This window comes from Streptomyces sp. NPDC006283 (assembly GCF_040613325.1).
Lineage (GTDB): Bacteria > Actinomycetota > Actinomycetes > Streptomycetales > Streptomycetaceae > Streptomyces.
The window spans coordinates 42,090-64,921 of the sequence record NZ_JBEXRZ010000012.1; the positions used below are offsets into that span (position 1 = coordinate 42,090).

17 protein-coding genes are annotated in these 22,832 nt (G+C 71.9%); 7 read left to right on the plus strand and 10 right to left on the minus strand.

What is annotated here, in order from left to right; genetic code table 11:
* Nucleotides 1–128 precede the first annotated feature (128 nt).
* The 4 genes from ABZ070_RS04735 to ABZ070_RS04750 form a co-directional block, all read right to left on the minus strand.
* A complete protein-coding gene (locus ABZ070_RS04735) occupies nucleotides 129–794 on the minus strand; it encodes a response regulator transcription factor (protein ID WP_356629908.1) in 666 nt (221 codons plus the stop codon).
* The gene (locus tag ABZ070_RS04740; protein WP_356629910.1) at nucleotides 791–1,744 is read right to left on the minus strand and encodes a sensor histidine kinase; all 954 of its coding nucleotides are present in this window, start codon (nucleotides 1,742–1,744) and stop codon (nucleotides 791–793) included. The genes ABZ070_RS04735 and ABZ070_RS04740 overlap by 4 nt, the downstream gene beginning before the upstream one ends.
* 227 nt (nucleotides 1,745–1,971) lie before the next feature.
* Complete coding sequence (locus ABZ070_RS04745) at nucleotides 1,972–2,757, minus strand: gamma-glutamylcyclotransferase family protein (protein ID WP_356629912.1); 786 nt, start codon at nucleotides 2,755–2,757, stop codon at nucleotides 1,972–1,974.
* 118 nt (nucleotides 2,758–2,875) lie between these two features.
* A complete protein-coding gene (locus tag ABZ070_RS04750; protein ID WP_356629959.1) occupies nucleotides 2,876–4,453 on the minus strand; it encodes an MFS transporter in 1,578 nt (525 codons plus the stop codon).
* Nucleotides 4,454–4,796: 343 nt separating this feature from the next.
* Between ABZ070_RS04750 and ABZ070_RS04755 the strand changes: the two genes are divergently transcribed.
* From ABZ070_RS04755 to ABZ070_RS04785, 7 genes are all read left to right on the plus strand, one after another.
* Nucleotides 4,797–5,183: a hypothetical protein gene (locus tag ABZ070_RS04755; protein WP_356629914.1), complete on the plus strand. Its 387-nt coding sequence runs from the start codon at nucleotides 4,797–4,799 to the stop codon at nucleotides 5,181–5,183.
* Nucleotides 5,184–5,272: 89 nt separating this feature from the next.
* Nucleotides 5,273–6,667 carry an NADP-dependent succinic semialdehyde dehydrogenase gene (locus ABZ070_RS04760; RefSeq protein WP_356629916.1) on the plus strand — a complete coding sequence of 465 codons (1,395 nt, stop codon included), beginning with the start codon at nucleotides 5,273–5,275 and terminating at the stop codon, nucleotides 6,665–6,667.
* Between the two features lie 11 nt (nucleotides 6,668–6,678).
* Complete coding sequence (locus tag ABZ070_RS04765; protein WP_356629918.1) at nucleotides 6,679–7,644, plus strand: LLM class F420-dependent oxidoreductase; 966 nt, start codon at nucleotides 6,679–6,681, stop codon at nucleotides 7,642–7,644.
* 9 nt (nucleotides 7,645–7,653) lie between these two features.
* On the plus strand, nucleotides 7,654–8,190 hold the full coding sequence (locus ABZ070_RS04770) for an isochorismatase family cysteine hydrolase (protein ID WP_356629920.1): 537 nt from the start codon (nucleotides 7,654–7,656) through the stop codon (nucleotides 8,188–8,190).
* Nucleotides 8,191–8,345: 155 nt separating this feature from the next.
* Complete coding sequence (locus ABZ070_RS04775; protein WP_356629922.1) at nucleotides 8,346–8,702, plus strand: STAS domain-containing protein; 357 nt, start codon at nucleotides 8,346–8,348, stop codon at nucleotides 8,700–8,702.
* On the plus strand, nucleotides 8,699–9,622 hold the full coding sequence (locus tag ABZ070_RS04780) for an anti-sigma factor RsbA family regulatory protein (protein ID WP_356629924.1): 924 nt from the start codon (nucleotides 8,699–8,701) through the stop codon (nucleotides 9,620–9,622). The genes ABZ070_RS04775 and ABZ070_RS04780 overlap by 4 nt, the downstream gene beginning before the upstream one ends.
* A gap of 169 nt (nucleotides 9,623–9,791) precedes the next feature.
* The gene (locus tag ABZ070_RS04785) at nucleotides 9,792–10,148 is read left to right on the plus strand and encodes a hypothetical protein (RefSeq protein WP_356629926.1); all 357 of its coding nucleotides are present in this window, start codon (nucleotides 9,792–9,794) and stop codon (nucleotides 10,146–10,148) included.
* A 24-nt stretch (nucleotides 10,149–10,172) separates the two neighbouring features.
* Here the strand turns inward: ABZ070_RS04785 and ABZ070_RS04790 are convergent, their stop codons facing one another.
* From ABZ070_RS04790 to ABZ070_RS04815, 6 genes are all read right to left on the minus strand, one after another.
* Nucleotides 10,173–10,991 carry an alpha/beta hydrolase gene (locus ABZ070_RS04790; protein WP_356629928.1) on the minus strand — a complete coding sequence of 273 codons (819 nt, stop codon included), beginning with the start codon at nucleotides 10,989–10,991 and terminating at the stop codon, nucleotides 10,173–10,175.
* A gap of 121 nt (nucleotides 10,992–11,112) precedes the next feature.
* The gene (locus ABZ070_RS04795) at nucleotides 11,113–11,985 is read right to left on the minus strand and encodes a peptidoglycan-binding protein (RefSeq protein ID WP_356629930.1); all 873 of its coding nucleotides are present in this window, start codon (nucleotides 11,983–11,985) and stop codon (nucleotides 11,113–11,115) included.
* Nucleotides 11,986–12,010: 25 nt separating this feature from the next.
* A complete protein-coding gene (locus ABZ070_RS04800; RefSeq protein WP_356629932.1) occupies nucleotides 12,011–13,576 on the minus strand; it encodes a DUF6519 domain-containing protein in 1,566 nt (521 codons plus the stop codon).
* A 48-nt stretch (nucleotides 13,577–13,624) separates the two neighbouring features.
* Nucleotides 13,625–15,793 carry a hypothetical protein gene (locus ABZ070_RS04805; RefSeq protein ID WP_356629934.1) on the minus strand — a complete coding sequence of 723 codons (2,169 nt, stop codon included), beginning with the start codon at nucleotides 15,791–15,793 and terminating at the stop codon, nucleotides 13,625–13,627.
* Nucleotides 15,790–19,578 (minus strand): putative baseplate assembly protein, encoded by a 3,789-nt coding sequence (locus ABZ070_RS04810; RefSeq protein WP_356629936.1) that lies wholly within the window; start codon nucleotides 19,576–19,578, stop codon nucleotides 15,790–15,792. Before ABZ070_RS04810 ends, ABZ070_RS04805 begins: the two co-directional genes overlap by 4 nt.
* On the minus strand, nucleotides 19,575–22,781 hold the full coding sequence (locus tag ABZ070_RS04815) for a putative baseplate assembly protein (RefSeq protein WP_356629961.1): 3,207 nt from the start codon (nucleotides 22,779–22,781) through the stop codon (nucleotides 19,575–19,577). Before ABZ070_RS04815 ends, ABZ070_RS04810 begins: the two co-directional genes overlap by 4 nt.
* Between the last annotated feature and the right edge of the window lie 51 nt (nucleotides 22,782–22,832).

The following is a 22,832-nucleotide window of genomic DNA, read 5'->3' on the forward strand; positions in this document are numbered from 1 at the left end:
GTAGTGGCTGGGCGGAGCCTTCTCGCGTCTCAGTGGTGGCTGGGCGGAGCGGGTCGCACATGGGCCTCAAGGCCCTGGCCGGGGAGTGGCAGCCGGAACCTTGAGGCAGTCATCGGGGCGGAGCAGGGTCAGGGTTCGATGAGGCCGGCGCGGATGGCGTAGCGGGTGAGCTCCAGGCGGTCGCGCAGGCCGAGTTTCTGCAGCACGTTGGCCCGGTGCCGGTGGACGGTCTTGATGCTGATGAAGAGCATCTCGGCGATCTCCTTGGAGGAGTGGCCCTCGGCCACGAGCTTGAGCACCTCCTCTTCCCGGGGGGTGAGGACCTGTTCGGGGGGTTCCTCGCCGTGGCGGACGCGGTCGAGGTAGTTGCGGATGAGGGCGGTGACCGCGCCCGGGTAGAGGAAGGGCTCGTCGCGCATGGAGGCCCGGCAGGCGGCGACGAGGTCGCGGTCGGCAACCGACTTCAGCACGTACCCGCTGGCGCCGGCCTTCAGCGCCTGGAAGAAGTACTGCTCGTTGTCGTGCATGGTCAGGATCAGCACGCGCAGGTCGGGATTCAGCGCGAGCAACTCGCGTGCGGCCTGCAGGCCGGTCATCCGCGGCATGGCGATGTCCAGTACCGCCAGGTCGACTTCGTGACTGCGGGCCAGGGCGATGGCCTCCGCGCCGTCCCCGGCCTCGGCGACGACCCGAAGGTCCGGCTCCCGGTCGAGGATGAGCCGCACCCCGCGCCGGACCAGCGCGTGGTCGTCGGCGAGGAGGATACGGATCACGCGCGTGTCGCTTGCGGTCATGGCTGCATCCTGGGGCCGGGCACGGTCAGCAGGACCTGGGTACCGGCCTGCGGCTGGGAGGTGACATCCAGCGTGGCCCCGATGAGCAGCGCCCGCTCGCGCATCCCGCGAATTCCCGCGCCTTCCTGGGCGATGCCTGTCCCGCGGCCGTCGTCCGCGACGGCGAGCACCACCGTGCCGTCGGTATGGCGCAGACTCACCTCCACATGGCCGGCCTCGGCGTGGCGGGCCACGTTGGTCAGGGCCTCCTGCGCGACCCGGTACAGCACCAGTTCGGTTTCCTGGTCGAGTTCGGGCAGGCCGGCATCGAAGCGGCGCACCACGCGCAGCCCGGTGTGGGTGGCGAACTCGGTGGTCAGGGAGGTCAGGGCGCTGACCAGTCCGAGATCCTCCAGAACGCCGGGCCGCAGCCGGCGCACCAGGCGGCGGACCTCGTCCAGGCTCTCGCGGGTGATCTCCTGCGCCTGGTGCAGCTCACCGCGCAGGGGCTCCTCCGCCTCGTCCGCCGCTCGTTTCAGTGTCAGCAGGATCGCGGTCATGCTCTGGCCCACCTCGTCGTGGAGTTCCTGGGCGATGCGGCGCCGTTCGGCCTCCTGCGCGAGCAGCGCGCGGGCGCTGCTGGTGGCCCGTTCGTGCTCCAGCCTCTCCAGCATGGCGTTGAAGGTGCGGATCAGCTCGGCGGCCTCCCCTCGGCCGTGCTCCGGCAGCCTCTGTCCCGGCCGCAGCAGATCGACGGTGGTCATCAACCTGGTGAGCCGGTCCAAGGGGGCGAGTCCGATCCGCAGCAGGGCCGCGTTGGCGATGAGCATGACCACCAGGCCGGCCACCAGGATGACCGCCTCGGTCAGCACGACCGGCACGGAAACGGTCACCGGAGCCCACAGCAGCAGCGCGGTCGCCGCCCCCAGCACCACCGCGTTGAGGGCGAAGATCCGCCAGAACAGGGACACCGCGACGACCTTCCTCTTTCCGTGACACGGCTGTTGTCGTTCTCAGCCGTCGCAAGACATCGCATACCCCGGGCATGAGCCGCGGCTGCTGTGGACCGGCTTGCTGCCAGCCTCCCGCGGCCGGGCGGTTCATGCCATGGGCACCAATGCCCATTTCCGACCCCGCCCGCCCGCCCGGCCTCCGTCTCTTGCCCAAGGCGGCCCTGGCGCGCGTGCAACCGAGCAGGTCAACGACGGGGGAGCGTAATGCTGTCGAAGAGGTCCTCTCCGAGTTCGTGACGAATCAGTGAGTCGATGGCGTTGGCGCGAGGAACGTACACGAAGGGCCGCCAGGGGTGGATCCGGTCGTTGAACCATGGCGTCTGCCAGTCGGTTGTCGTTCTCATGAATTCTTTGGCGAATTGAGCTTCTCGGGCTTCTGGATAGCTGACCTCGTTTTCCAGGCAGCCGTCCAGACACGCGTCCACATAGGACTGCACGATGGGGAAGCGCTCGCTCGGATAACGTCGGGCGACGTTTGCGAAATACCACACGGTGCCGACTGGAGGACTTTTGCTGCCATCCAGCATGGAAATGTCGCGTGACGGGATCCGAGTAAGCCGGTACCCGGATTCACGTCGCGCGAAGGCCCTGAGTTCCTCCGGGGCGACAGCGAAGATGACGCCATTGCATCTGGCGTCCCTTTTGGGGACGGCCCCCACATACGTAGGGCCCCAGCTGGCCGTGTCCACCCGGTCGTACCAGCCGCGGCTGATTCCCCTAACTACCGCCGGCACGGCTTCTTCCGCCTTGAGCCAGGTGGTGGTCCGCGATTCTCGCTGAATCAGGGACCCGTACCCGAAGATATAGTTGCGCTCCGTCAGTGACGGCAACGGTTCAGGATTTCCCGTCGGGCTGGGCTTCGGGGGGCCCGTATCGTTGCAGGCGCCCACGAATACACCGCCCGCCCCGAGGGCAATCATCCCTCCCAGTTGAATCGCTTTGCGCCGTTCGATTGCGCACTCAAGGTTCATCTGTGTCTCCAGGTTGCACGGTGCAGGAGAGGGGTCCTGTCGGAGTCCGCCTCGACCTGTGCAGCCATCATCACGTTCGCCATAAAGGGGATGCGATGTGACACGCGTTGAGTTCGACCTACGGTCGCCAGGTCCGCGATGTGGCATTTCTCCTGAGCGGCACCGGCGCCGACCCCTCCGGGCCCGCCGCCGAGCGCTCCGGACGACGGTCCGAGTCCGCCGTGTCGTCCGGCCCCGAGGCAACCAGCCACGGCTGCTCCACGTTCTTGCGGGCGGGCAGGAAGGCGGCCAGTACGAACCCGACGAGCACGGCGGCCGTGGCGATCAGGAACGCGATGCGGAAGCCCTGCATGCTCGGCACCTCCGCCGCGCCGACGCGCACGGAGGTGTGCGCGAGCACCATGCCGATGACCGCGCTCGACACGGACGTGCCGATGGAACGCATCAGCGTGTTCAGCCCGTTGGCCGCCCCGGTCTCCGACGGGTCGACGGCGCCGATGATCAGCGTCGGCAGCGACGAGTACGCAAGGCCGATACCGGCGCCCACCACCACGGAGACAACCACCGTCTGCCAGGCCGCGCTCATCAGCCCGAGACCCGCGCCGTAACCGATCGCGATGACCAGCAGACCGAGCATCAGCGAGACCTTCGGTCCGCGCCGAGTCGAGATCCGCGCGTACAGCGGGGCCACGAACATCATCGTGATGCCGAGCGGGGCGACGCACAGACCCGCGACGACCATCGACATGCCCAGGCCGTAGCCGGTCGACCGGGGCAGCTGCAGCAGCTGGGGGAGCACCAGGGAGATCGCGTAGAAGGCGACTCCCACCATGATCGAGGCGAGGTTGGTCAGGAGCACCTCCCGCCTCGCGGACGTCCGCAGGTCGACCAGCGGCGTCGAACTGCGCAGCTCCCACAGGCCCCACAGGAGCAGGAGCACCGCGGCTCCGCCGAACAGGCCGAGGGTGGTCGGCGACGTCCAGCCCCAGTCGGTGCCCTTGGTGACCGGCAGCAGCAGACACACGAGTCCGGCGCTGAGCCCGAGCGCGCCGAGCCGGTCGAAGCGGCCCGGCGCGCGCAGCGGCGACTCCGGGACGACAAGAACGGTCAGCAGCATCGAGAGGAGGCCCAGGCCGGCGGAGGCGAAGAACAGTGCGTGCCAGTCGGCGTGCTGGGCCACGAGTGCCGCGGCGGGGAGCGCCAGTCCGCCGCCGACCCCGATCGACGAGCTCATCAGCCCCATCGCGGCCCCGAGCCGCCGCGGCGGCAGGAGATCGCGCATGATGCCGATGCCGAGCGGTATCGCACCCATGGCGAAGCCCTGCAGCGCACGCCCGACGATCATGATCAGCAGGTTGTCGGTGAAGCCGCAGACGAGGGAACCGAACACCATCACCGCGAGGCTCGTGAGCAGCATCCGGCGCTTGCCGTACAGGTCGCCGAGCCGTCCCATGACTGGGGTCGCGACAGCACCCGCGAGCAGCGTGGCCGTCAGCACCCACGTCGCGTCGGCGGCCGACGCGGCCAGGAGCGTCGGCAGGTCCTTGATGACCGGGACCAGGAGGGTCTGCATCACGGCGACAGCGATTCCCGCGAAGGCCAGGACGGGCACGACGCCCCTGGTTCTGTGCTCCGGCGGATCAACCGGCACGTCCCCGGGACTCCGCGCGGGCGGTTCGGTCGTCGACTGCTGCATGCGGGCGGCCTCCGGGGCGGCGGACGTGAAGGAGCGCCGGGCGATCGGCCCGGCGCTCGTCAGCAAGGGCAGGCGGCTGATGCCGCCCGCCGAAAGTACATGAACCTTGAACGTTCGTACGGCTCGTAGATATTCCGGGCGGCTACACCTTTCTCCATGTTCCGGCCGGAGGGCGCGTGGGTACCCGACGGTCCCCGCGGTCCGCCTCGGGCATCCGGCCCCGGTCCGCTCGCACCCGGAAGGCCGCCGGGTCAGGCTGGAGTGGTTGCGGAGACTGCGCGGCGGCGTGCCGGGAAGCAGGAGCAGGACACGCGGGGACGACATCCGAGAGGCAGGAAACACGGTGAACAGTGCACAGGAATCCGCGACGTCCGTCGCTGTGACGCTCAGCGGCTGCTCCAGGGAGGACGCCGACGCCGTCTTCCGAGCCCTGAGCCGGTCGTTCGACTCGGAGCGTGAGGCGGGTGACACCCCCCAGTACGTGTCGGAGGGCCACATGACCGTGTGGTCCTCGATCTTCGACGTGGCCAAGCCGCACGGCGACGCGGAGCCGGTGCGGCTCGCGGCGCCGGTGACGGCGGAGTTGCAGGGCGGCTACTGGGCCGTGGACCGGATGCAGGCGACGCTGGCCGCGGCCTTCGACCTGCTGGAGGAGGGCATGGCCGCGGGTGACCAGGAGAAGGACGTCCAGTTGCGGCTCTGCAGCGGCGTCCACCAGGACGAGATCTGACGGTCGCGCCCCGGCGCGCCCGCTCAGCACGAGCGCGCCCCGGCACGGCACAGGACCCGCCCGGCACAGCAGCAAGAGGAGGACCGCTCATGCCCATCGCCACCGTCAACCCCGCGACCGGCGAGACTCTCAAGACCTTCGAAGCGCTGGGCCCCGAGGAGATCGAGCGACGTCTCGCCCTGGCCCGGTCCGCCTTCGAGCACCACCGCACCCTGCCCTTCAGCGACCGGGCGGCCCTGCTGAACCGGGCCGCCGACCTGCTGGAAGAGGACCAGCAGAACATCGCCCGGGTGATGACCACGGAGATGGGCAAGCCGATCGGCGCCGCCCGCGCGGAGGCGGCCAAGTGCGTCAAGGCCATGCGGTGGTACGCCGACCGTGCCGAACAGCTGCTGGCCGACGAACATCCGCCGGCCGACGACGTCGAGGACTCCGGAGCCGCACGGGCCACCGTCCGCTACCGGCCGCTCGGCGTGGTACTCGCCGTCATGCCGTGGAACTTCCCGCTCTGGCAGGTCGTCCGCTTCGCGGCGCCCGCCCTGATGGCCGGCAACGTGGGCCTGCTCAAGCACGCGTCGAACGTGCCCCAGACCGCGCTGTACCTGGAGGACCTGTTCAGCCGCGCCGGATACCCGCAGGGCTGCTTCCAGACTCTGCTCGTCGGCTCCGGCGCGATCGAGTCCGTCCTGCGCGATCCCCGGGTGGCCGCCGCGACACTCACCGGCAGCGAGGGCGCCGGCCGGGCCGTCGCCACCGTGGCGGGGGACGAGGTCAAGAAGACCGTGCTGGAGCTCGGAGGCAGCGACGCCTTCGTCGTCATGCCCTCCGCGGACCTCGGGCGCGCGGTGAGCACCGCGGTGACGGCCCGCGTCCAGAACAACGGTCAGTCCTGCATCGCCGCCAAACGGTTCATCGTGCACACCGACGTGTACGACGACTTCTGCGACCGCTTCTCGGCCGCCATGGAGGGACTCACCGTCGGCGACCCGATGGACGAGGCCACGGATGTCGGCCCGTTGGCCAGTGAGCAGGGCCGACAGGATCTCGAGGAGCTCGTCGACGACGCCGTGAACCGCGGGGCGACGGCACGGTGCGGAGGCCGCCGGCCGAGCAACTTCGACCGCGGCTGGTACTACGAGCCCACCGTGCTGACCGGTATCTCCCAAGAGATGCGCATCCATCACGAGGAGGCCTTCGGTCCGGTCGCCTCCGTCTACCGGGTTTCCGGTGTCGGCGAGGCCGTCGCCGTCGCCAACGACAGCCCCTTCGGCCTCAGCTCGAACGCGTGGACCCGCGACGAGGCCGAGGTGGAGCGGTTCGCCCGGGATCTCGAGGCGGGCGGTGTGTTCTTCAACGGGATGACCGCGTCCCACCCGGCGCTGCCGTTCGGCGGAGTCAAACGGTCCGGCTACGGGCGCGAGTTGTCCGGTCACGGCATCCGCGAGTTCTGCAACGTCACGACCCTGTGGCACGGCGCGCAGTAAGGAGACTGAGCATGGTGCGGTTCGGATACACGATGATGACCGAGCAGGCCGGCCCGCGGGAGCTCGTGGGCCATGTGGTCGCCGCGGAGAAGGCGGGCTTCGACTTCTCCGTCATCTCCGACCACTACTTCCCGTGGCTGGCCTCGCAGGGCCACGCGCCGTATGCCTGGAGCGTCCTCGGAGCGGCCGCCCAGGCCACCTCGCGCATCCCGCTGATGACCTTCGTGACCTGCCCGACCATCCGCTACCACCCGGCGGTCGTCGCCCAGAAGGCGGCGACGGTGCAACTGCTGTCCGAGGGGCGCTTCCGGCTCGGGCTCGGCTCCGGCGAGAACCTCAACGAGCATGTCGTCGGCGCCGACTGGCCGGCCGCGCATGTGCGCCTCGAGATGCTCGACGAGGCGGCCGGCATCATCCGCAGGCTCCTCGACGGCGAGCACGTCACCCACCACGGCGCGCACTTCGACGTCGTCGACGCCAAGCTCTGGGACGTGCCCGAGGAGCGGGTGCCGATCGGAGTCGCCGTGTCGGGCGACAAGTCCTGCGCGGTCGCCGGCCGGACGGCGGACCTGGCCATCGCCACCGAACCGAAGCGGGAACTCCTCGAGGCCTTCGACCAGTACGGCGGCTCCGGCAAGCCTCGCATCGGACAGCTGCCCGTCGCATACGACACCGACCGCGACGCCGCGGTGAAAAGGGCGCACGACCAGTTCCGCTGGGCCCTCGGCGGCTGGCGGGTCAACGCGGAGCTCCCGGGACCCCCCTCGTTCGAACAGGCCACCTCACTGGTCACGCCGGACGACGTGGCCGAGGCGATCCCCTGCGGCGACGACATCGGCGTCTTCACCGAGGCCGTGCGCCCCTATGTCGAAGCGGGCTTCGACGAGGTCGCCCTAGTCCAGATCGGCGGCGACCAGCAACAGCCCTTCCTGGACTGGGCGCAGAGCAAACTGCTGCCCGCACTGCGCGCACTGTGAGTCGGTGAAATGGGCGGCAGCGCGGTCATCGTCATCGACATGATCAACACCTATGACCATGCCGACGCCGACCTGCTGCTGCCCTCCGCCGAGAAGGCGGTACCCGCCGTCGTGCGGCTGCTGGAGACCGCGCGCGGCCAAGGCGTGCCGGTCATCTACGTCAACGACAACTTCGGCGAGTGGCGCTCCCACCACGGCGAGATCCTGCGGACCGCCCTGTCCGGCGACCACGCGCACCTCGTCGAGCCCGTGCAGCCCGACGAGAACTCGCTCTTCGTCGTCAAGGCCCGCCACTCGATCTTCTACGAGACGCCGCTTGCCTATCTGCTGGGTCAGCTGGACGTACGGCACGTCGTGCTCTGCGGTCAGGTGACCGAACAGTGCATCCTGTACTCCGCCCTCGACGCCCACATCCGCCACCTGGACGTCAGCGTTCCCCGGGACGCCGTCGCCCACATCCACCAGGACCTGGCGGACGCCGCGTTGCGGATGATGCGGCGCAACATGGGCGCCGAGATCGTCACCGTCGACACCGTCCGGTTCTGAACACCGTGTTGGGTACTGCCGGGCGACGCGGCAGCAACTCGCCCGGCCGTGCCCGCCGGACCGTGAGCCGCCCGCCGAGGACACGGATACCCGCGCCGGCCCGGCCTGTGCCGTGCGATGATGCCCCGGTACCCCATGGTCTCGGAGGTCCGCGGGTGACTGACTCGTACGACGTGGACCCGCAGGAAGCACCGTTGCCCCAAAGGGTGGCCGCATTGAAGATCCGCCGGATGACGGACCCGCCGGGAATGCATGTGACCGGTGAGGTCGTCCTGACCACGCACGACGCGTGGGAGCATGCCCTCGAGGACCTGGTCGCAGGGGACGGCGACGTCCACCTGGACCTGTCCAGTGTGACGTTCGTGGACGTCGCGGGCGCGTCCGCGGTGGCCGTCGCGGCCCAGCACCTCGGCACGGGACGACGCATGGTCCTGCAGAGGCCGCCGCGTGCACTGCGCCGCGCGCTGGAGATGTTCTGGCCGGATCTGTCGGTGATCGAGGTGACGCGATGACCCGCGTCGCCGATTCGTTCGTCCACCCCGCGCTGTTCTACCGGGGTACCGAGGAGTATCTGGCCGGGACGGTGCCGTTCATCCAGGACGGGCTCGCCGCGGGCGAGCCGGTGGCCGTGGCGGTCCCCGGCCACAAGCTGGCACTGCTGAGGGCCGAGCTGGGGGCGGACGCCGATGCCGTGCACCTCGTCGACATGGAGGACGCCGGCCGCAACCCCGGGCGCATCATTCCCCGGGTGCTCCGGGCCTTCGCGGACGCCCACCCGAACGGGCGGGTGCACATCATCGGTGAACCGATCTGGCCCGGCCGTACGCCGGTCGAATACCCCGCCTGTGTTCAGCACGAGGCGCTGATCAATGCCGCTTTCCATGGCAGGAGCGTCACCATCCTCTGCCCGTACGACGCCGCGGAGCTCGATGCCGAGGTCCTCGCCGACGCGTACGCCACGCACCCCGTCGTCGTCGACGGAGGCAGACAGGAGCGCAGCGGCACCTTTGACCCCGACGGCGTCGTGGCCGCCTACAACCGGCCGCTGATCCGACCGCCGCACGCCGACATCTTGACGTTCGACGCCGAACGCCTCCCCGTCGCACGGAACTTCGCGGTCGACCAGGCGAAGGCCCTGGGCCTGGCCGGCGAACGCCTCGACGACTTCGCCCTGGCCGTCGCCGAGCTGACCACCAACAGCGTGGTGCACGGCGGCGGATCCGGCACCGTGGCGGTGTGGGCGGAGGACGGCCAGATCCTGTGCGACGTCCGGGACTTCGGGCAGCTGAACGACCCACTTGCCGGCCGGCGCCCGCCCGTGCGCGACCAGATCGGCGGCCGGGGCCTGCTGATGGTCCACTACCTCTCGGACCTGGTACGCGTCCATACCGGCCCCGAGGGCACCGCGATCCGTTTCCACCTCACGACCTGACGGCCCCCGGCGACGGCCCCAGGGCGAAGACCCAGGTGGCGGCGTACGTGACGGAGTCTGCGGCTATCCTGTGGGGCGCGCGCCGACGCGCGTTCAGCACGCCCGGCAACGGGTGAACCACCCGACATGCCGGGGCCTTGTTCGGTGGCACGGCGGAAACGGAGCCGTCATGGACCAGCTGCACTTCGAGAAGATCACTTCCTTCGTCGAGGACCGGCTCCGTCCGCTCTTCGACGCCGAGACCGGCAGCGAGCACGGCTTCGGAATGGACGACACCTCCCGGGCCCTGCGCGCCCTGCGCGGCACGGTTTCGAGCGCAGCGGCCGTGAAGGGGATCCTCGAACAGCGCAGCACGGCCGAGACGGAGCTCCGAAAGGTCATGGACCAGACACTCGCCTGCAACTGGGACCAGCTGGTCGCTGTCGCGCGGCACTGGGAGGACCACCCCGACTTCCGGCCCGCGTTCAAGCGCGGCTCCTGGGACTTCGAGACCCAGCCGTCGGGCCCGGCCGCCGCGAAGGGCTGAGCGCGCGCACCGGGAGCAGGTTCGCTAGGGCCTGGGACGGGTCAGATGCTCTGCGATGCGGGCGCCCCACGTCCGGATGTCGGCGCGTGTCGCGGACACGTGCAGGACGGCGTGGGGCAGCAGACCGGCCAGTGCTTCCGCGGTCGACAGGGGGTGGCCCGGGTCGTCCACCCAGCTGAGGACCAGGGTGGGCTGACGCAGCGCGGCGATCGCGCCGGGGGAGGGCAGGTCGGACACCGACAGCCCGCGGAGGACCGCGGGCAGTGTCCGCTCGGTCGGCGTCGGGGGGACCTCGGGGACGTCCGCCACGACGGCGGGGCGGGGCTGCTGCGCCTTGGCGGCGAGCCACGCGTCCAGGCCCTGTTCTTCGATGGTGTCGGCGGATTCACGGTCGGCCCGCGCATGGGCCTCCCGCGTCGTCCACGCCGTCGGTGGGATGAGCAGGACCAGGCGACAGAACCGGTCCGGTGCGTGCACAGCCGCGTGCAGTACCGTCCCGCAACCCATCGAGGAGCCCATCGCGCTGACAGGTTCGGGGGCGGCCAGGTGGTCGAGCAGGGCCAGCAGGTCGGCGGCGAGCGACGGGTAGGTGTAGTCGGAGCCCACGGGGTCGCCGGTCGACCGGCCGTGCCCCCGCGCGTCGTAACGGACCAGACGCTGCCCCGCTTCGAGGACCGGCGCCCACTCGAACAGCCCCATCCGGTCCTCGGCGGCCTGACTGACGAAACCGCCGTGTGCGTACACGGCGAGCGGCCCCTCACCGCAGTCGTCGTAGACCAGCTCGGCCCGGCGATGCGTGAAGCGGCCCTCTTCGGCCGTGTGCCCGTCCGCTGCTCTCATCATGGCGCGTCTCGTGTCGGCTCTCCTGTGGAAAGCCTACGGCCGGGAGCCGTGGCGTGCGACGGCCGGGCGGCCCCGTGCACAGCGCACAGGGTCGCCCGGCCGTTCGGCGGGGGGCCGCCGGTCAGACGTTGGGCACCTTGAGCTTGTCCCAGCTCGTCCTGCCCGGAATGCCGTCCGCGTCGCTGCCCGAGTAGCCGAGCTTGCGCTGCCACGCGGCGTACGACTTGCGGTCGGCCTCGGACCAGTCGGGTCCGGGGCCCACCTCGTACCGGCCGCAGCCCTCGGCCACCAGGCGCTTGCCCATCGCCGTGATGATGGCGCTGCGCCGCCCCACTTGGAAGAACGCCGCACCGGGAAACGGCTCGTACGTCGGAGCGGGCGGGTTCGTCGGCCCCGGCGGCTTGCCGCCGAGCCGTTCACTGATACGGCTGCGCATCGAGTCCATCGTGAACCCGCGCGGATCGACCTTGCCCGGCTGCCACTCCTTGTGCCCGATCACCGAGCGGTGCGTCCAGCCGTGGGCCCGGCAGATCGCGGCCGCCGCCTTCTCGACGGCCTCCAGCTGCGCCGCCGGCCACGGGTCCTTGCCGTCGCCGAGGTTGATGCACTCGAAGCCGTAGAAATGGCGGTTGCCATCCGTGTTGGCCTCGTTGTCCGCGGGCAGCGCCGACTCGTTGATCACGGCACGCAGCACGTCGTCGTCACCGAGTCCCGCGTGGTTGGCGCGCCCGTTGCCCACGAGGTACACCGTGCCGTCCTTGGCGATCACCCCGTGGCACAGCGGGCCGGGCAGGCTCGAGTGGCCGTTGTAGCAGAGCTCGACGGAGCTCGAGGTGCCCGAGGTCACGGTGTGATGGATCATCACACCGTTCACCGGGCCCCAGGGGCCCTTGTGGTTGCGGTTGTGTGTGCGCCAACTGCGGTGCTCGACCACACGCAGTCCCTCGTTACGTAAGGCTCTGAGTAGTTTGTCGGCGGTCAGAGGCGTTGCCATCGTGGTGCTCCTTCCCGGGAGACGGTCAGTTCTCGGGCCGTCCCTGATCGTTTTGCCCGGTGGCGGGCCCGGCCGAACTCCCCGCGGCGGAACGCTCCGCCGCGACGGCCTCCTGTTCCGCACTCGCCTCCGCGGCGAGCGCCTCCGCGTCCGCCGCGGGGATCGGCGCGGCCAACGGTCCGAAGACCAGGCGGAGATCGGCCACCGACCCTTCGCCGAGCACCCACGCCAGCGGTGCGTGGTGCACCCGGACACCGTGCGGGGAGCGCAGCAGCGGGCGCCGGGCGGCGTCCGTCGGCCACTCGACACTGCCCGTCGCCGTCCGCGCCGGCACCGTCCAGAAGTCACCGCTGCGGTATGTGCGTCCCGGCTCGAAGTACACGAACACCCCGTCCTCCAGGGGTAGCCACGTGCCTTCCTCGATTCGCAGCGCACCGCCCCGCGACTTCGGCGCGCCGCCCTTGGACCGTCCGGAGCCCGCAGGGCGCGAACCGGGGCGGTGGTCCCAGCGGCGGAGGTACGGGTGCAGCTCAAGACGGCGGCCCACCGTCGGGTGCGGCTCACCCGACAGCCGAACCCTGCGTCCGGGCAGGTCGAGTTCCTCGATTCGCAGCAGCGGCAGGGGCTCCCGGCGGCTGGTGTAGGCGGTGTCGACGAACTCGACCCAGTCGCCCACGTTCAGATCGAGTTTGTCGTCGCTCCCGAGCGACGCCAATTCAGCCCAGGTGCCGTCCAGTTCGTCGACCGGGAAGGTCACGGAGCCGTTCTCCCTCGACCACTTGAACGTCGCGTCCTTCGCCGCGCCGCCCTCATGGACCTCCACCCGGTACAGCTGGTTCTCCGGGCCGCGGTAGCGGGCGTCCGGCTTCACCAGGCACGGGTCCTCGTCCGCGTGGTCCGGCCGCTCGCTGCGTGCGGCCAGCCGGGCCGTCGGAGCCTGCGCCGCCGCCCACTTGTCGAACGCCTCGCGCACCTGGTCCTTCGTGGCGCCGTCCTCCACGTCCAGCTCCGAGGCGGGCACGGGCACCACCTGCCACACCACCTTCAGCCTGGCGGCCGTGTCCGGCATCGCGGACCCGAGCGCCACTTCACGCAGCAGCGGGTCCTCCGCCGCGGTGACCGTCCGTTCCCACACCTTGAGGCAGGCCAGATACGGGAACTGGACGGGCAGCCGGTCGCCCGGCCGCTCCGGGTCGCGGTGCGCGTCGGGCTGGTCCCAGTACGTCCAAGTGGCCGCCTGCTCCGGGGTGTTCGGGGCGGTCTCGTCCCTGCCGTCGTCGTCGACCACGGGGACGCCCGGTGCGGGGCGGGTCGCGTCGACGAGGATGCCGTCGACGTAATAGCGGCCCCCGCCGATGGACAGATCGTCGAGCTCCCGGCTGCCGCCGAGGAAGCGCACCTCGAAACCGGCCGCGCCGCGTGGGCCGCCGTGCGCGCCGATCAGGTCGGACGCGACGGTACGGGCCTGGTGCAGCTGGATCGCCGCCTGCTCGTTGGCGTCCGCGTCCAGCTGGACACGGCCCTGCTGCGCGACCACCGCCGAGTAGTGCCGGTCCGGCCGGAAGGTGTCACGGGAGATGTCAGCGTGCATGAGGAGGGGTCCCCCTAGATGAGATTCGCCAGTCGGAAGAAAGTGGTGTCAGGTGACGGGGATGATCCCGGCGTCCGTCCCGGCCGGGGTGTACTCGGCGAGCCGGGCCCGCAGGCTGTCCTCGCGCTGCGGCTCGTACAGATCGTGGAAGACGCCCATCTGCGAACCGTCGTCCGCGCCCCGCCGGATCTCCTCGGGGCAACCGTCCGACAGCCGGCCGTAGTCGGGAGTGCCGTACCGTTCGCCGGCAAGCAGCGGCCGCACCGGCGGCGCGTCCCCGCCGCCCGCGAGATCCGGTTGGCAACGGTGGCGGCGGGGAGTGCGCGAGCCCGCCGGAACGTACGAGAAGCGCAGAGCGCCGACGCCCCGCCGGGCCACCCGCATCCGGCCGGTGAAGATGCTGTTCTCGCCGATCTCGACCGCGTGCGTGTGCACCTCGCCGATGACCGTGGTGCGGTACGCGTGCAGCACCGCGTGCGCGTGCCGGCAGTCGGGCGCCGACAGCGCGGCGCGGTCGTGCCCCGTGGCGTCCAGGATGCTGTCCCGGATGTGGACGGGCAGCGGATCGTGGTTCACCTCGTCGCCGATCACCTCGATCGTGCCGAGGATGCTGCGCTCGATCTGCACGCACGCCGTGGTGCGGTCCAGGACCAGGCTCGGCTCCTCGGGGGAGTGCGGATCGCACTCCGGCTCCAGCGACCAGCCGGGCACCAGCGTGCAGTGCCGCAGCACCACCGCGCCGACCGGACCGCTGACGTTGAGCCCCCGGCCGGTGACGAGCAGACCGTCCAGCACGATCCGCGGTGCGTCGGGGCCGGGGCCGCAGTCGTCCTCGCGGGCACGGATGTTGAGGGCGTCCGGCCGGTTGCTGTACCAGTCGAGCAGCCGGATCACCGGGCGGCAGCCCTCGGCGGCCCGCAGCTCCAGCCGGTCGCCGCGCTCCAGGTCGAAGTCCAGCTGCTCCTGGTAGGCCCCGCTGTGCGTGATCTCGATGACGCCTTCCGGACCGCAGCGGCCGGCCCGCCGGTCGCCGCGCCACTGCTCGTACGCGTCCATGATCCGCTGGAAACGCTGCCCGGGGCCCACCCGGTAGAACTCCGCCGCCGGCGAGGCGTCCCGCTCGCGCGGGTACTCGCCGCCGCCGATGTCGTCGCCGGACGCGTAGTGGTACGTGACCCACACCCCCTGCCGGGGCGCGGAGCGCGAACCGAAGGCGATCCGCCCGAGCACCGGGTCGACGGCCACCTGACCGCGCCGGGGCCGGTAGCGCCACTGGGAGAGGTCCGCCACGACGAGGTCCGACATCGGCACCGGCTCGTCCTGGCCGTCCCGCCAGATCGTGAAGCTCTTGCCCGGCCCGTAATGGTCGGCGAGCCGTTCGGCGAGCTGCCGGCGGCGGATGTACGCGGGCACGTTGTCGATCGTCGCGATGTGCGTCGCCGACGGCTCCGGCACCGGCCTGGTCACCAACGGGCTGTCGTTGCCGAGGATCGAGAACGTGTACAGGCTCCGCGCCCGGTCGATGCAGTACGCCGGCGCACGCGTGACGTGGTACGGCTTCAGCCGCCATACGAACAGCCCCACGCCGGCGGGGGACCAGCCGCCCCGACGCCGGGCGGAGCCCGCCCTGCGCACATCGACCGACCGGGCGGCCGTGCCGAACGGGCCGCCCGCCAGGTCGAGTCCGAAGCCGTCCCGTACGTCGGCCGTCCGGCCGCGCCCCAGCCGGCGTGCATCGGCCGCGGCCGTGCCCGACCCGTACAGCCTGACCGGCTGCTGGTGGGACAGCAGCCGGGAGAACTCGACGGCGCGGGCCGGCCATCCCGCGACCTCCTGCGCCAGCTCCTCCAGCAGATGCAGGGTGCCCTTGCGCCGCCGGTTGGCGACGGTCCGGGCGACGTCACGGCGCGGCGCGAGAGCCTCGGCGAGCCGCCTGCGCGACTCGTCCTCGCCCGCGTCCCCCAGCCCCTGCGTCGGCACCCGCTCGTAGCCGGGCAGCGGCGTGTAGCCCACCAGATCGCCCAGATACGGCAGCACCCAGGGGGCCGCGGTCTCCACGAACAGGTCCTCGTAGCCCTGTTCCACGCCGTCGCGCACCCGGTCGACCTGCTCGGCGATCACCGCGAGGAGGGCGCGAAGCGGCTCCCCGTGCTCGGCGTCGCGGAGCCGGTGCCACTGCGGCAGCAGCTCCGCGAGCCCGTCCGGTTCCCTGCTCATGCCGTGACCTCCGTCAGAATCAGCGTGTCGGCGACCTGCGGTGTCAGCAGGGCGAGTTGGGCAGGCCGGATGCCGCGGAAGACGAACATCGCGCGCCCCTTCTCCAGCGGGCGTGTGTCGGTGATGTCCGGGTTGAGCCGCAGCAGCTCGGCGAGCGGGATGCCGTGCCGGCCGGCGACGGCGGTCAGTGTTTCGCCCTCCTTCGAGGTGACGCGATACACCGCCTCGTCGTACTCGGCGAGCCGCGCGCCGACCGCGGTCCGGGGCTCACCGATCCGGTCCGCGAGGCCGGCCAGCCCGCCGGGGGTGACCGAGGCGGGCACCCCCTCGAACACGTCCACGTCGACGAAGTCGACCCCCGGCACCCGGTGGGCGGTCGCCATCACCTCCGACAGCCGCGCCGGACGCCCCAATTCCCTGCGGCCCGGCCCGAACTCCCGCAGCAGAGCCTGCCGCAGCCGGGGTTCGACCACCTGCCAGCTGTGGTCCGGGGCGACCCTCACCTTCGCCGCAAGCAGCAGCAGGACCAGCTCGCGGACGTCCACCCGCACCGGCAGCCGCGTGTCGCCGTACTGGGCGAGCGACGACCGCAGCGCCCGCAGCACACCGGAGTCGGCGGCGACGGGGATGTCGTCGACCCCGGACACCGTCACGTGCAGCACCCGGCGACGACCGTCGAAGACCTCCCGCGCCACGGCGCGGCCGATGCCCGCCCGGGAGCGGGCGAAGTCCTCGTAGTCCCGCACCGACACCAGCCGGTCGAGCGCCGACACGGACAGCGGGACCGTGCGCCGGGTCAGCCCCGGCCCGTCGGCGTCCGCACCGCCCGTCGCCGTCTGCGGATTGGTGACACCGGTGACGCCCAGCGGGCGGGTGACGGCCTGGGAGATGCGGTTCGCCCGCACGTTCGCCGCCCGGCCCGTGCCGAAGCGGTACCGGGCCCGGACGTTCTCGCTGCCGCTGGGCAGCCGGGCGCCGTGCACCCCGTCGCCGAACGTCACCGTGGTACGGCCGTCGCCGGTCGTCCCCGCCACATAGACGCGATCGCGCGGGCCGCGCCCCGCCAGACTGTCCACCGTGTGCCACAGCAGACCGTCCACGCGGACCTCCAGCGCCGGTTCGGCGCCCAGAGGATTGCCGGCGGGCAGCCACGTCAACGGCGACTGCCACAGGGCGAACGTCTGATGGGCGCGATCGGCGTCGCCGCTGCCGATCGGTTCGTCCCTGCTCTCGCCGTGGGTGGCCGCCACCACATTGCCGAGCACCCGGACCGTGTCCCGGCGGTAGCGGTAGGCCAGGTCGGTGGTGAGCGTCAGCCTGGTGTGCACATGGTCGCCGGGCAGCAGCGGGTCCACGACCTGCTCGACGCCGGCGACGACGACCACTTCGGTGCCTGTGATCCCCGACCCGGCGGCCGCCCCCGGAAGGACGTCCGTACGCTCGCCCGACACCACCAGCTGCCGGCCGGGCCGCAAACCGTCGTAGAGCTCGGCCAGTTCCAGCTCGTTGCCGTGGACGTCCTCGCCCAGCGGCTCGTCGGCGAGTCGCAGCGGTTGCCCGCCCGCGTGGACGGTGGCGTCACGGACGTTGGACAGCAGCACGTCGTGCTCGTCCAGCCAGGGGTCGGCCAGCGTCAGCTCCGTACCGCGGCCCGTGATGCCGAAGTCGGTGTACACGGCGGTCCGTACCGCGGTGACCCTGGTGGTGACCAAGGCGAGCGCCGGGTCGCCGGGGATCCCGTCCGGCGGTGCCTGCCCCTTGCGGGGACGCACGACGGCGACCCAACTGCCGACCGTGATCGAGTCCTGGACGGAGTCGAGTGCGAGGACGTGCCGGTTGGCCGGTTCCGGGACCGTCGCGACAGCGATCTCGACGTTCGCGGGCTCGCTGCCCACCGTGTACCTGACCGTCAGTTCGTGGTCGCCGTGCCGGATCTGATGGTGCTCGCCCGGGGCCAGCAGCCAGCTCTTCGTCTCGCCGTTGTGCACGGCCACACGGACGCGGCCGTCGTCGCCGGGCCGCGACACGAACAACGTCCGCTCGGGCAGTCCGTCCTCCAGCCGGGCCGTGACACCCGGCTCCTGCGAGTCCGCCGGGCGCCGGCTCAGCCAACTCAGGTCGTGGTCCTGGCCCGACCGGGTGCGCAGCGTGATCCGCCCGGGGCCCAGGTCGAACGACTTCTCCGACGGCAGATTCTCCGACAGCTGCACCGACGAACCCGTCTCGGTGTGCTGGAACTCGGCGCGTATCGGAACCCTCCCCGCCGGGTCGTAGACGACCCGCATCGAGGTCAGCGCCGCACCCGTCAGCGGCCAGTCCGTCTGCCTGATCACCCGGCCGCGGGCGTCCTGCACCGGCCGCAGTGGCGCGGTCGAACCGAACGGCGCAGCCCGCACCCGCATCGCCAGCAGTTCGTGCAGCAGCGGCTGCGGGGCCGGGGCGGCCTGCCGCCACGCCGGGTACAGGCCGTCCGCCACCCGCGGATCCAGCGCCGACAGCAGCTGCGCCGCCAGGTCCGAGCCCGGCGCCGACGCGGGGTGGGCGCCGCCCGAGCGGGCTCCCGCACCGGGCCGCACATCCCTGGTGCGCAGCGCGGGCAGTACGTCGCCGAGCGCCATCAGCGCCGAGGCGCCCGGGGACGGCTGTATCCGATCGGACGGCGCCGGGCGGGACGGTTCCAGGTCGGCGGCCCGCTCGCGCAGATCGCCGACCACCGCCTCCAACTGCTCGAACCAGGCGGCCACATCCTCGTGCGCCGAGGCCACGGCCTGGGCCTCCGCCAGCCGTTCGTGCGGACCGGCGAGGCGCGCGGCAAAGGCGGCGGGCGACTTGACCGAATCCAGATCGGCCCGCAGCGGGGCCAGCACTTGGGCGTCGAACTCCTCGATGTACCGGCTCACCGGCCGCGGATTGGGGTTTTCGGGGGCCGGCTGCCCGTCCTCCACCTCCCGCTCGTCCTCGGTGATCCACTCCCGCAGCTGGTCGACGAGCTCGCTGAGCATCGGCGGCGCCGACTGCGGCAGACCGATCACGGTGACGTCGTCGTCCCGGTCGATCCGTGTCCGGGCAACGGTCAGGAGCCGCCGGTCGCCCTTCGTGGCGGCAGAGCCGTCACCCTTGCCCCGTTCACCGCCGAAGACGAACAGCAGCCGGTCACCGGTGTTCAGCGCCGACGCCGTCCCCGCGATCTGGATCTGCGAGCGCCGCGCGAGGTCGGCCGGGACGAGCAGCGACGGCCTGCGCCGCCGCACCGCGAGTTCGTTCCACGACGCACGGGCGGTGAGGTCCTCGCTCGTCTCGAAGACCTGGGACTGCTCGTCGGACGTCGTCGGCACACTGTTGCTGCGCGCGCCCCGCGGAATCACCACGGAGACCTCGGCCTCCCGCGGATCCCGGTCCAGCGTGTACGCGAGATGCGTGTCCGCGGCGACACCCGGACGGGGCCGGTGTCCCACCAGCCGCCCGAGCAGCGCCAGCGAGCGGTGCTCGTTCGCCGTGCGCAGGTACGCCTCGTCCGCGATGCGCTCCGAGTGGAACGTGAGCAGGTCTCCGACGACCGCCCACGACTGCAACAGCCCGATCGCCGGATCGTCGGGCGTACGCACCGTGAGTCCCCGCAGCGCCGGATAGGCCGGAGAGGCCAGCCGGTCCAGCATGGCCGCCAGGAACGAGCCGTACGCGCCGACCCGGTAGTCCAGCGACGTACGTCCGGGCGGAGTGTGCAGGGCCGGCGGGGCGTGGCGCTCGTCGTGGCTCCCGCAGCCGCAGCCGCACATGCCGCTCATCGCGCACCTCCGCCGAGCTCGATGGACAGCCGCCCGTTCTCGGGCCGGTCGGGGTCGTTGTCGCACCGTGCGATCTCCAGCGGGCCGAGCCGCAGCACACCTGCCTCCAGTGCCGTGTCGTCGAAGTCGGTGTCGTAGGGGGTGCCGAGCCGCCCGGCGTCGAAGAGCCGTGCCAGGCGGGTCACCCGTACGCTCTCCACGCCCTGGACGGCCGCCGCCGCGGCCACCAGGCGGCTCAGCCGCACCGGTTCGCCGAACGTGAGCGCGTCCGGATGGAAGAAGCCGAGCCGCCCGTCGGCCAGGAGTCCGCGGCCCAGCAGCCGGTACAGCTCGGCAAGGATCTGCCCGTGCTGGTGCCCGGGCGTGGCGCACACCGTGAGTGCGATGTCGAGCGGGACGACACGTGCCGGTCCGACCACCAGGTCGTGGCCGATGCGCCGGCAGCTCTCGAGCGCGTGCGACACGGAGTCGAGCAGCTCCACGCCGGGCTCGCCGGCGCCCAGCGCGTCGACCGCCACATGGGCCTCCTGCACGCTGCCCGTCCAGCGGATCTCCGCCGCCGCTCGCTGAACGCCCGGCAGGCCGGAGGCGAGGGCCGCGTAGTCCGCCGCGGTCACGGCTCGCATCCGGGTGCGCTTCAGATCGAGCGGAGCGAGCTGCCGCACCCGCTCCAGCGGCTCGGGCTCCGTGCCGCCCACGGCCGGAAGCGGATTGCGCACCCCCGCCACCGGCAGCGGGTCGCCCGCCTCGGACTCGTCCGGTTCGCGACACAGCACCAGATGGTTGATCGCCTCGGCGCCGACATTGCCCGCCGTGCCGCCGCCGAGCCGGTAGTGCACCTCGAGACGCGCGCCGGGGCGGGGCCGTGCACCGTGCCTGCCGTCGCCGAACCGCAGCGCGATCCGGCCGTCGTCCTCCAGTTCACCCACGACGTGCCGGTCCCTGGCGCCGCTCGCCAGCAGGTCCCGCCGCGGCGTCCAGACCTCGTCGCCGTCCGTGACGCGCACCGCCGGCAGTGCCTGCCGCGGATCCTGGACCAGGGCGGCCGCAGGGCCGCGCAGTTCGGGCTCGTCAGGGTGCAGCCCGACGGCGTACGCGGGCCCCCATGTGTGCGCGATCTCCCAGGCGATGTCCCCGTCGAGCACCGCGCCCGCCCGGGCTCTGGCCGTCAGCACGCCGAGCCTGCGCAGCTTCGCCGCCAGCAGTCGCTCGCTGCGGTGCAGCAGCTCCCGCAGTGCACGGACAGGGCGGCGGCGGAGCTCGAACCGCTCCAGTACCTTCAGCCCGAACAGCACGGTCAGCTCGGCGATCTCCTCCTCCGTCAGCCCGTCGCAGTCACGGGCGCTGCGCCACAGCTCCACCAGCCGCTGCCGCACCCGCGCCGGTATGCCCGTCAGCCGGACGGCCTGCCCGGCACAGACATGCGCGGGCAGCGGGAACGGCACGCACTGGACGACGGGGGAGCGCTGCAGCCGGAGACGGAACCGAGGCCTGATCCCCGGGTACACGACCTGGGCCAGCAGGGTCTCCAGCGCCTCCGCCTGCTCGTACGCGGTGCCCGGGACCACCTTCTCCCGTCGTCGTCCCGCCAGTTCGAGGCCGAGCCCCGCACGGGCCGTCTCCGCCTCGCCGACCACGGCGGACAGTTCCCGTACGTGCTCGGCGGTGAGCAGCCGGCCGTGCCGGGCCCCGTCGAGCCGTGCGGTGATCAGGTCGGCCGTGGCGTTGCCGGCGTCCCGGTCCCAGCAGCCGAAGCCGGCGGGGTCGCAGGAGCCGAGCACCGCCGGGTCCGGCGGCACGGTCACCGTCTCCGGTGACGGGCCGCCGAACGTCAGCGACCGCCCGTGGTCCACCAGCGCCACATTGGCCCGCGCCACACTGACATCACCGACCGGCTCGCAGTCACGGCCCGCGCGGGTGGTGAGGCAGACCGGGAACGCGGGCGCGTCCTCGGCGGCCCAGGTCACCTCCAGCACCGGCTGGTCGCACAGCGCGTCCACGACCGGGGTGACGGAGGTGAGCCGTACGGCCTGCCGGTGCGCCGGGTCGGCGTCCCCCGGCGTGCCGGAGCGCGGCCCGCGCACCTCCTCGATCAACAGCACGTCGCCCGGCCGCAGTCGGAGCCTGCGCGTGGCGCACTCCTCGTCGGCCCACTCGTCGCGCAGGGTCGCGGACGTGGCCCCCTGCGGCAGCGAGCAGACCTCGTCGCCCCACGTCCAGAAACGGATCGTGTTGTGTTCGGGGCGCAGGACCAGCGGCTCGCCCGCGACCACCGGCTCGAACACCTCGACGGCACCGCGCTCCCCGAGAACCGCAAGCTCACGGTCCTCGATCACCGCGCCGATCTCCGGACGGTCCCACGGCCCCGGCGTGCGGACGTCGACGGCGGCGAACCGGAACGTGCCCGGCAGCAGCGTCAGCTCCCGCGCCACCTCCACCGTGACGAAGGCACGCGCATTGCATCCGTCGTGCATCGGGTAGTCGATCAGCCGCACATGGCGCCGCACCGACACCCGTCGGCGCGCCGTGTCCAGGTATGCCTCCGTCGCCACGGCGTCCTGCTGGTAGCTGATCCGGTCCCCGGTGTGCGCCAGCAGCTCCACCAGCGTCATCCCGAGATCCGCCGGGTTGCGCTCCACCCAGCCGGGTGTGGTCAGCGCCAGCCGGTCCAGGATCAGCCGGCGGATCGAGTCGTAGTCCCGGGCGGTGTAGTCGATGACCGGCGCCGCGGCGGATGCGGGCGTCGGCTCCGGGAGACGGCCCGCAGGGCCGTCCTTGCAGTCGAACGGCGTCGGGCAGTCGGTGAGGAAGTCGAACTCGGCAGAGAAATACCGCTGGTCGAAGCCGGGGAACGGCTCCGTACCGGGCCGGCCGTACGGGTCCGTGTCCACGACCGAGAGCCGGTAGCGGCTCGCGTCCCCGGACCGGTCCAGCGTCACCAGCAGCCGGTCGTCGAGTTCCGGGTCCTCCTCACGCTCCACGGCGACGTCGACGGCCTCGATGCCGGTGATCCGGCGGCCGCCGTCGATACGGATGTTCTCCGGGCAGAGTCCGTGCGGCGCCTTGCCCAGGAACGTGACGGTCAGCGTCAGCGCGTCGTCACCGACCTCCACGGCATCCACGCCGCCGAGTTGCGCGGCCCGCACCCGGCCGCGCCGGCTGCCACCGTGTCCGCCGCCCTCGTGCGTGCTCCCACCGCGCATGCCGTCCTCGTGCCTGCCGTCGCCGCGGCGGGCCGGCACCTCGCTCATGTT

What these genes read in the sequence shown, in the direction of transcription:
- ABZ070_RS04805 (WP_356629934.1), bottom strand. Translation starts at nt 15,793, where the DNA reads ATGAGCAGGGAACCGGACGGGCTCGCGGAGCTGCTGCCGCAGTGGCAC.
- ABZ070_RS04765 (WP_356629918.1), top strand. Translation starts at nt 6,679, where the DNA reads ATGGTGCGGTTCGGATACACGATGATGACCGAGCAGGCCGGCCCGCGG.
- ABZ070_RS04780 (WP_356629924.1), top strand. Translation starts at nt 8,699, where the DNA reads ATGACCCGCGTCGCCGATTCGTTCGTCCACCCCGCGCTGTTCTACCGG.
- ABZ070_RS04790 (WP_356629928.1), bottom strand. Translation starts at nt 10,991, where the DNA reads ATGATGAGAGCAGCGGACGGGCACACGGCCGAAGAGGGCCGCTTCACG.
- ABZ070_RS04810 (WP_356629936.1), bottom strand. Translation starts at nt 19,578, where the DNA reads ATGAGCGGCATGTGCGGCTGCGGCTGCGGGAGCCACGACGAGCGCCAC.
- ABZ070_RS04760 (WP_356629916.1), top strand. Translation starts at nt 5,273, where the DNA reads ATGCCCATCGCCACCGTCAACCCCGCGACCGGCGAGACTCTCAAGACC.
- ABZ070_RS04795 (WP_356629930.1), bottom strand. Translation starts at nt 11,985, where the DNA reads ATGGCAACGCCTCTGACCGCCGACAAACTACTCAGAGCCTTACGTAAC.
- ABZ070_RS04735 (WP_356629908.1), bottom strand. Translation starts at nt 794, where the DNA reads ATGACCGCAAGCGACACGCGCGTGATCCGTATCCTCCTCGCCGACGAC.
- ABZ070_RS04770 (WP_356629920.1), top strand. Translation starts at nt 7,654, where the DNA reads ATGGGCGGCAGCGCGGTCATCGTCATCGACATGATCAACACCTATGAC.
- ABZ070_RS04815 (WP_356629961.1), bottom strand. Translation starts at nt 22,781, where the DNA reads ATGCGCGGTGGGAGCACGCACGAGGGCGGCGGACACGGTGGCAGCCGG.
- ABZ070_RS04750 (WP_356629959.1), bottom strand. Translation starts at nt 4,453, where the DNA reads ATGCAGCAGTCGACGACCGAACCGCCCGCGCGGAGTCCCGGGGACGTG.
- ABZ070_RS04785 (WP_356629926.1), top strand. Translation starts at nt 9,792, where the DNA reads ATGGACCAGCTGCACTTCGAGAAGATCACTTCCTTCGTCGAGGACCGG.
- ABZ070_RS04745 (WP_356629912.1), bottom strand. Translation starts at nt 2,757, where the DNA reads ATGAACCTTGAGTGCGCAATCGAACGGCGCAAAGCGATTCAACTGGGA.
- ABZ070_RS04800 (WP_356629932.1), bottom strand. Translation starts at nt 13,576, where the DNA reads ATGCACGCTGACATCTCCCGTGACACCTTCCGGCCGGACCGGCACTAC.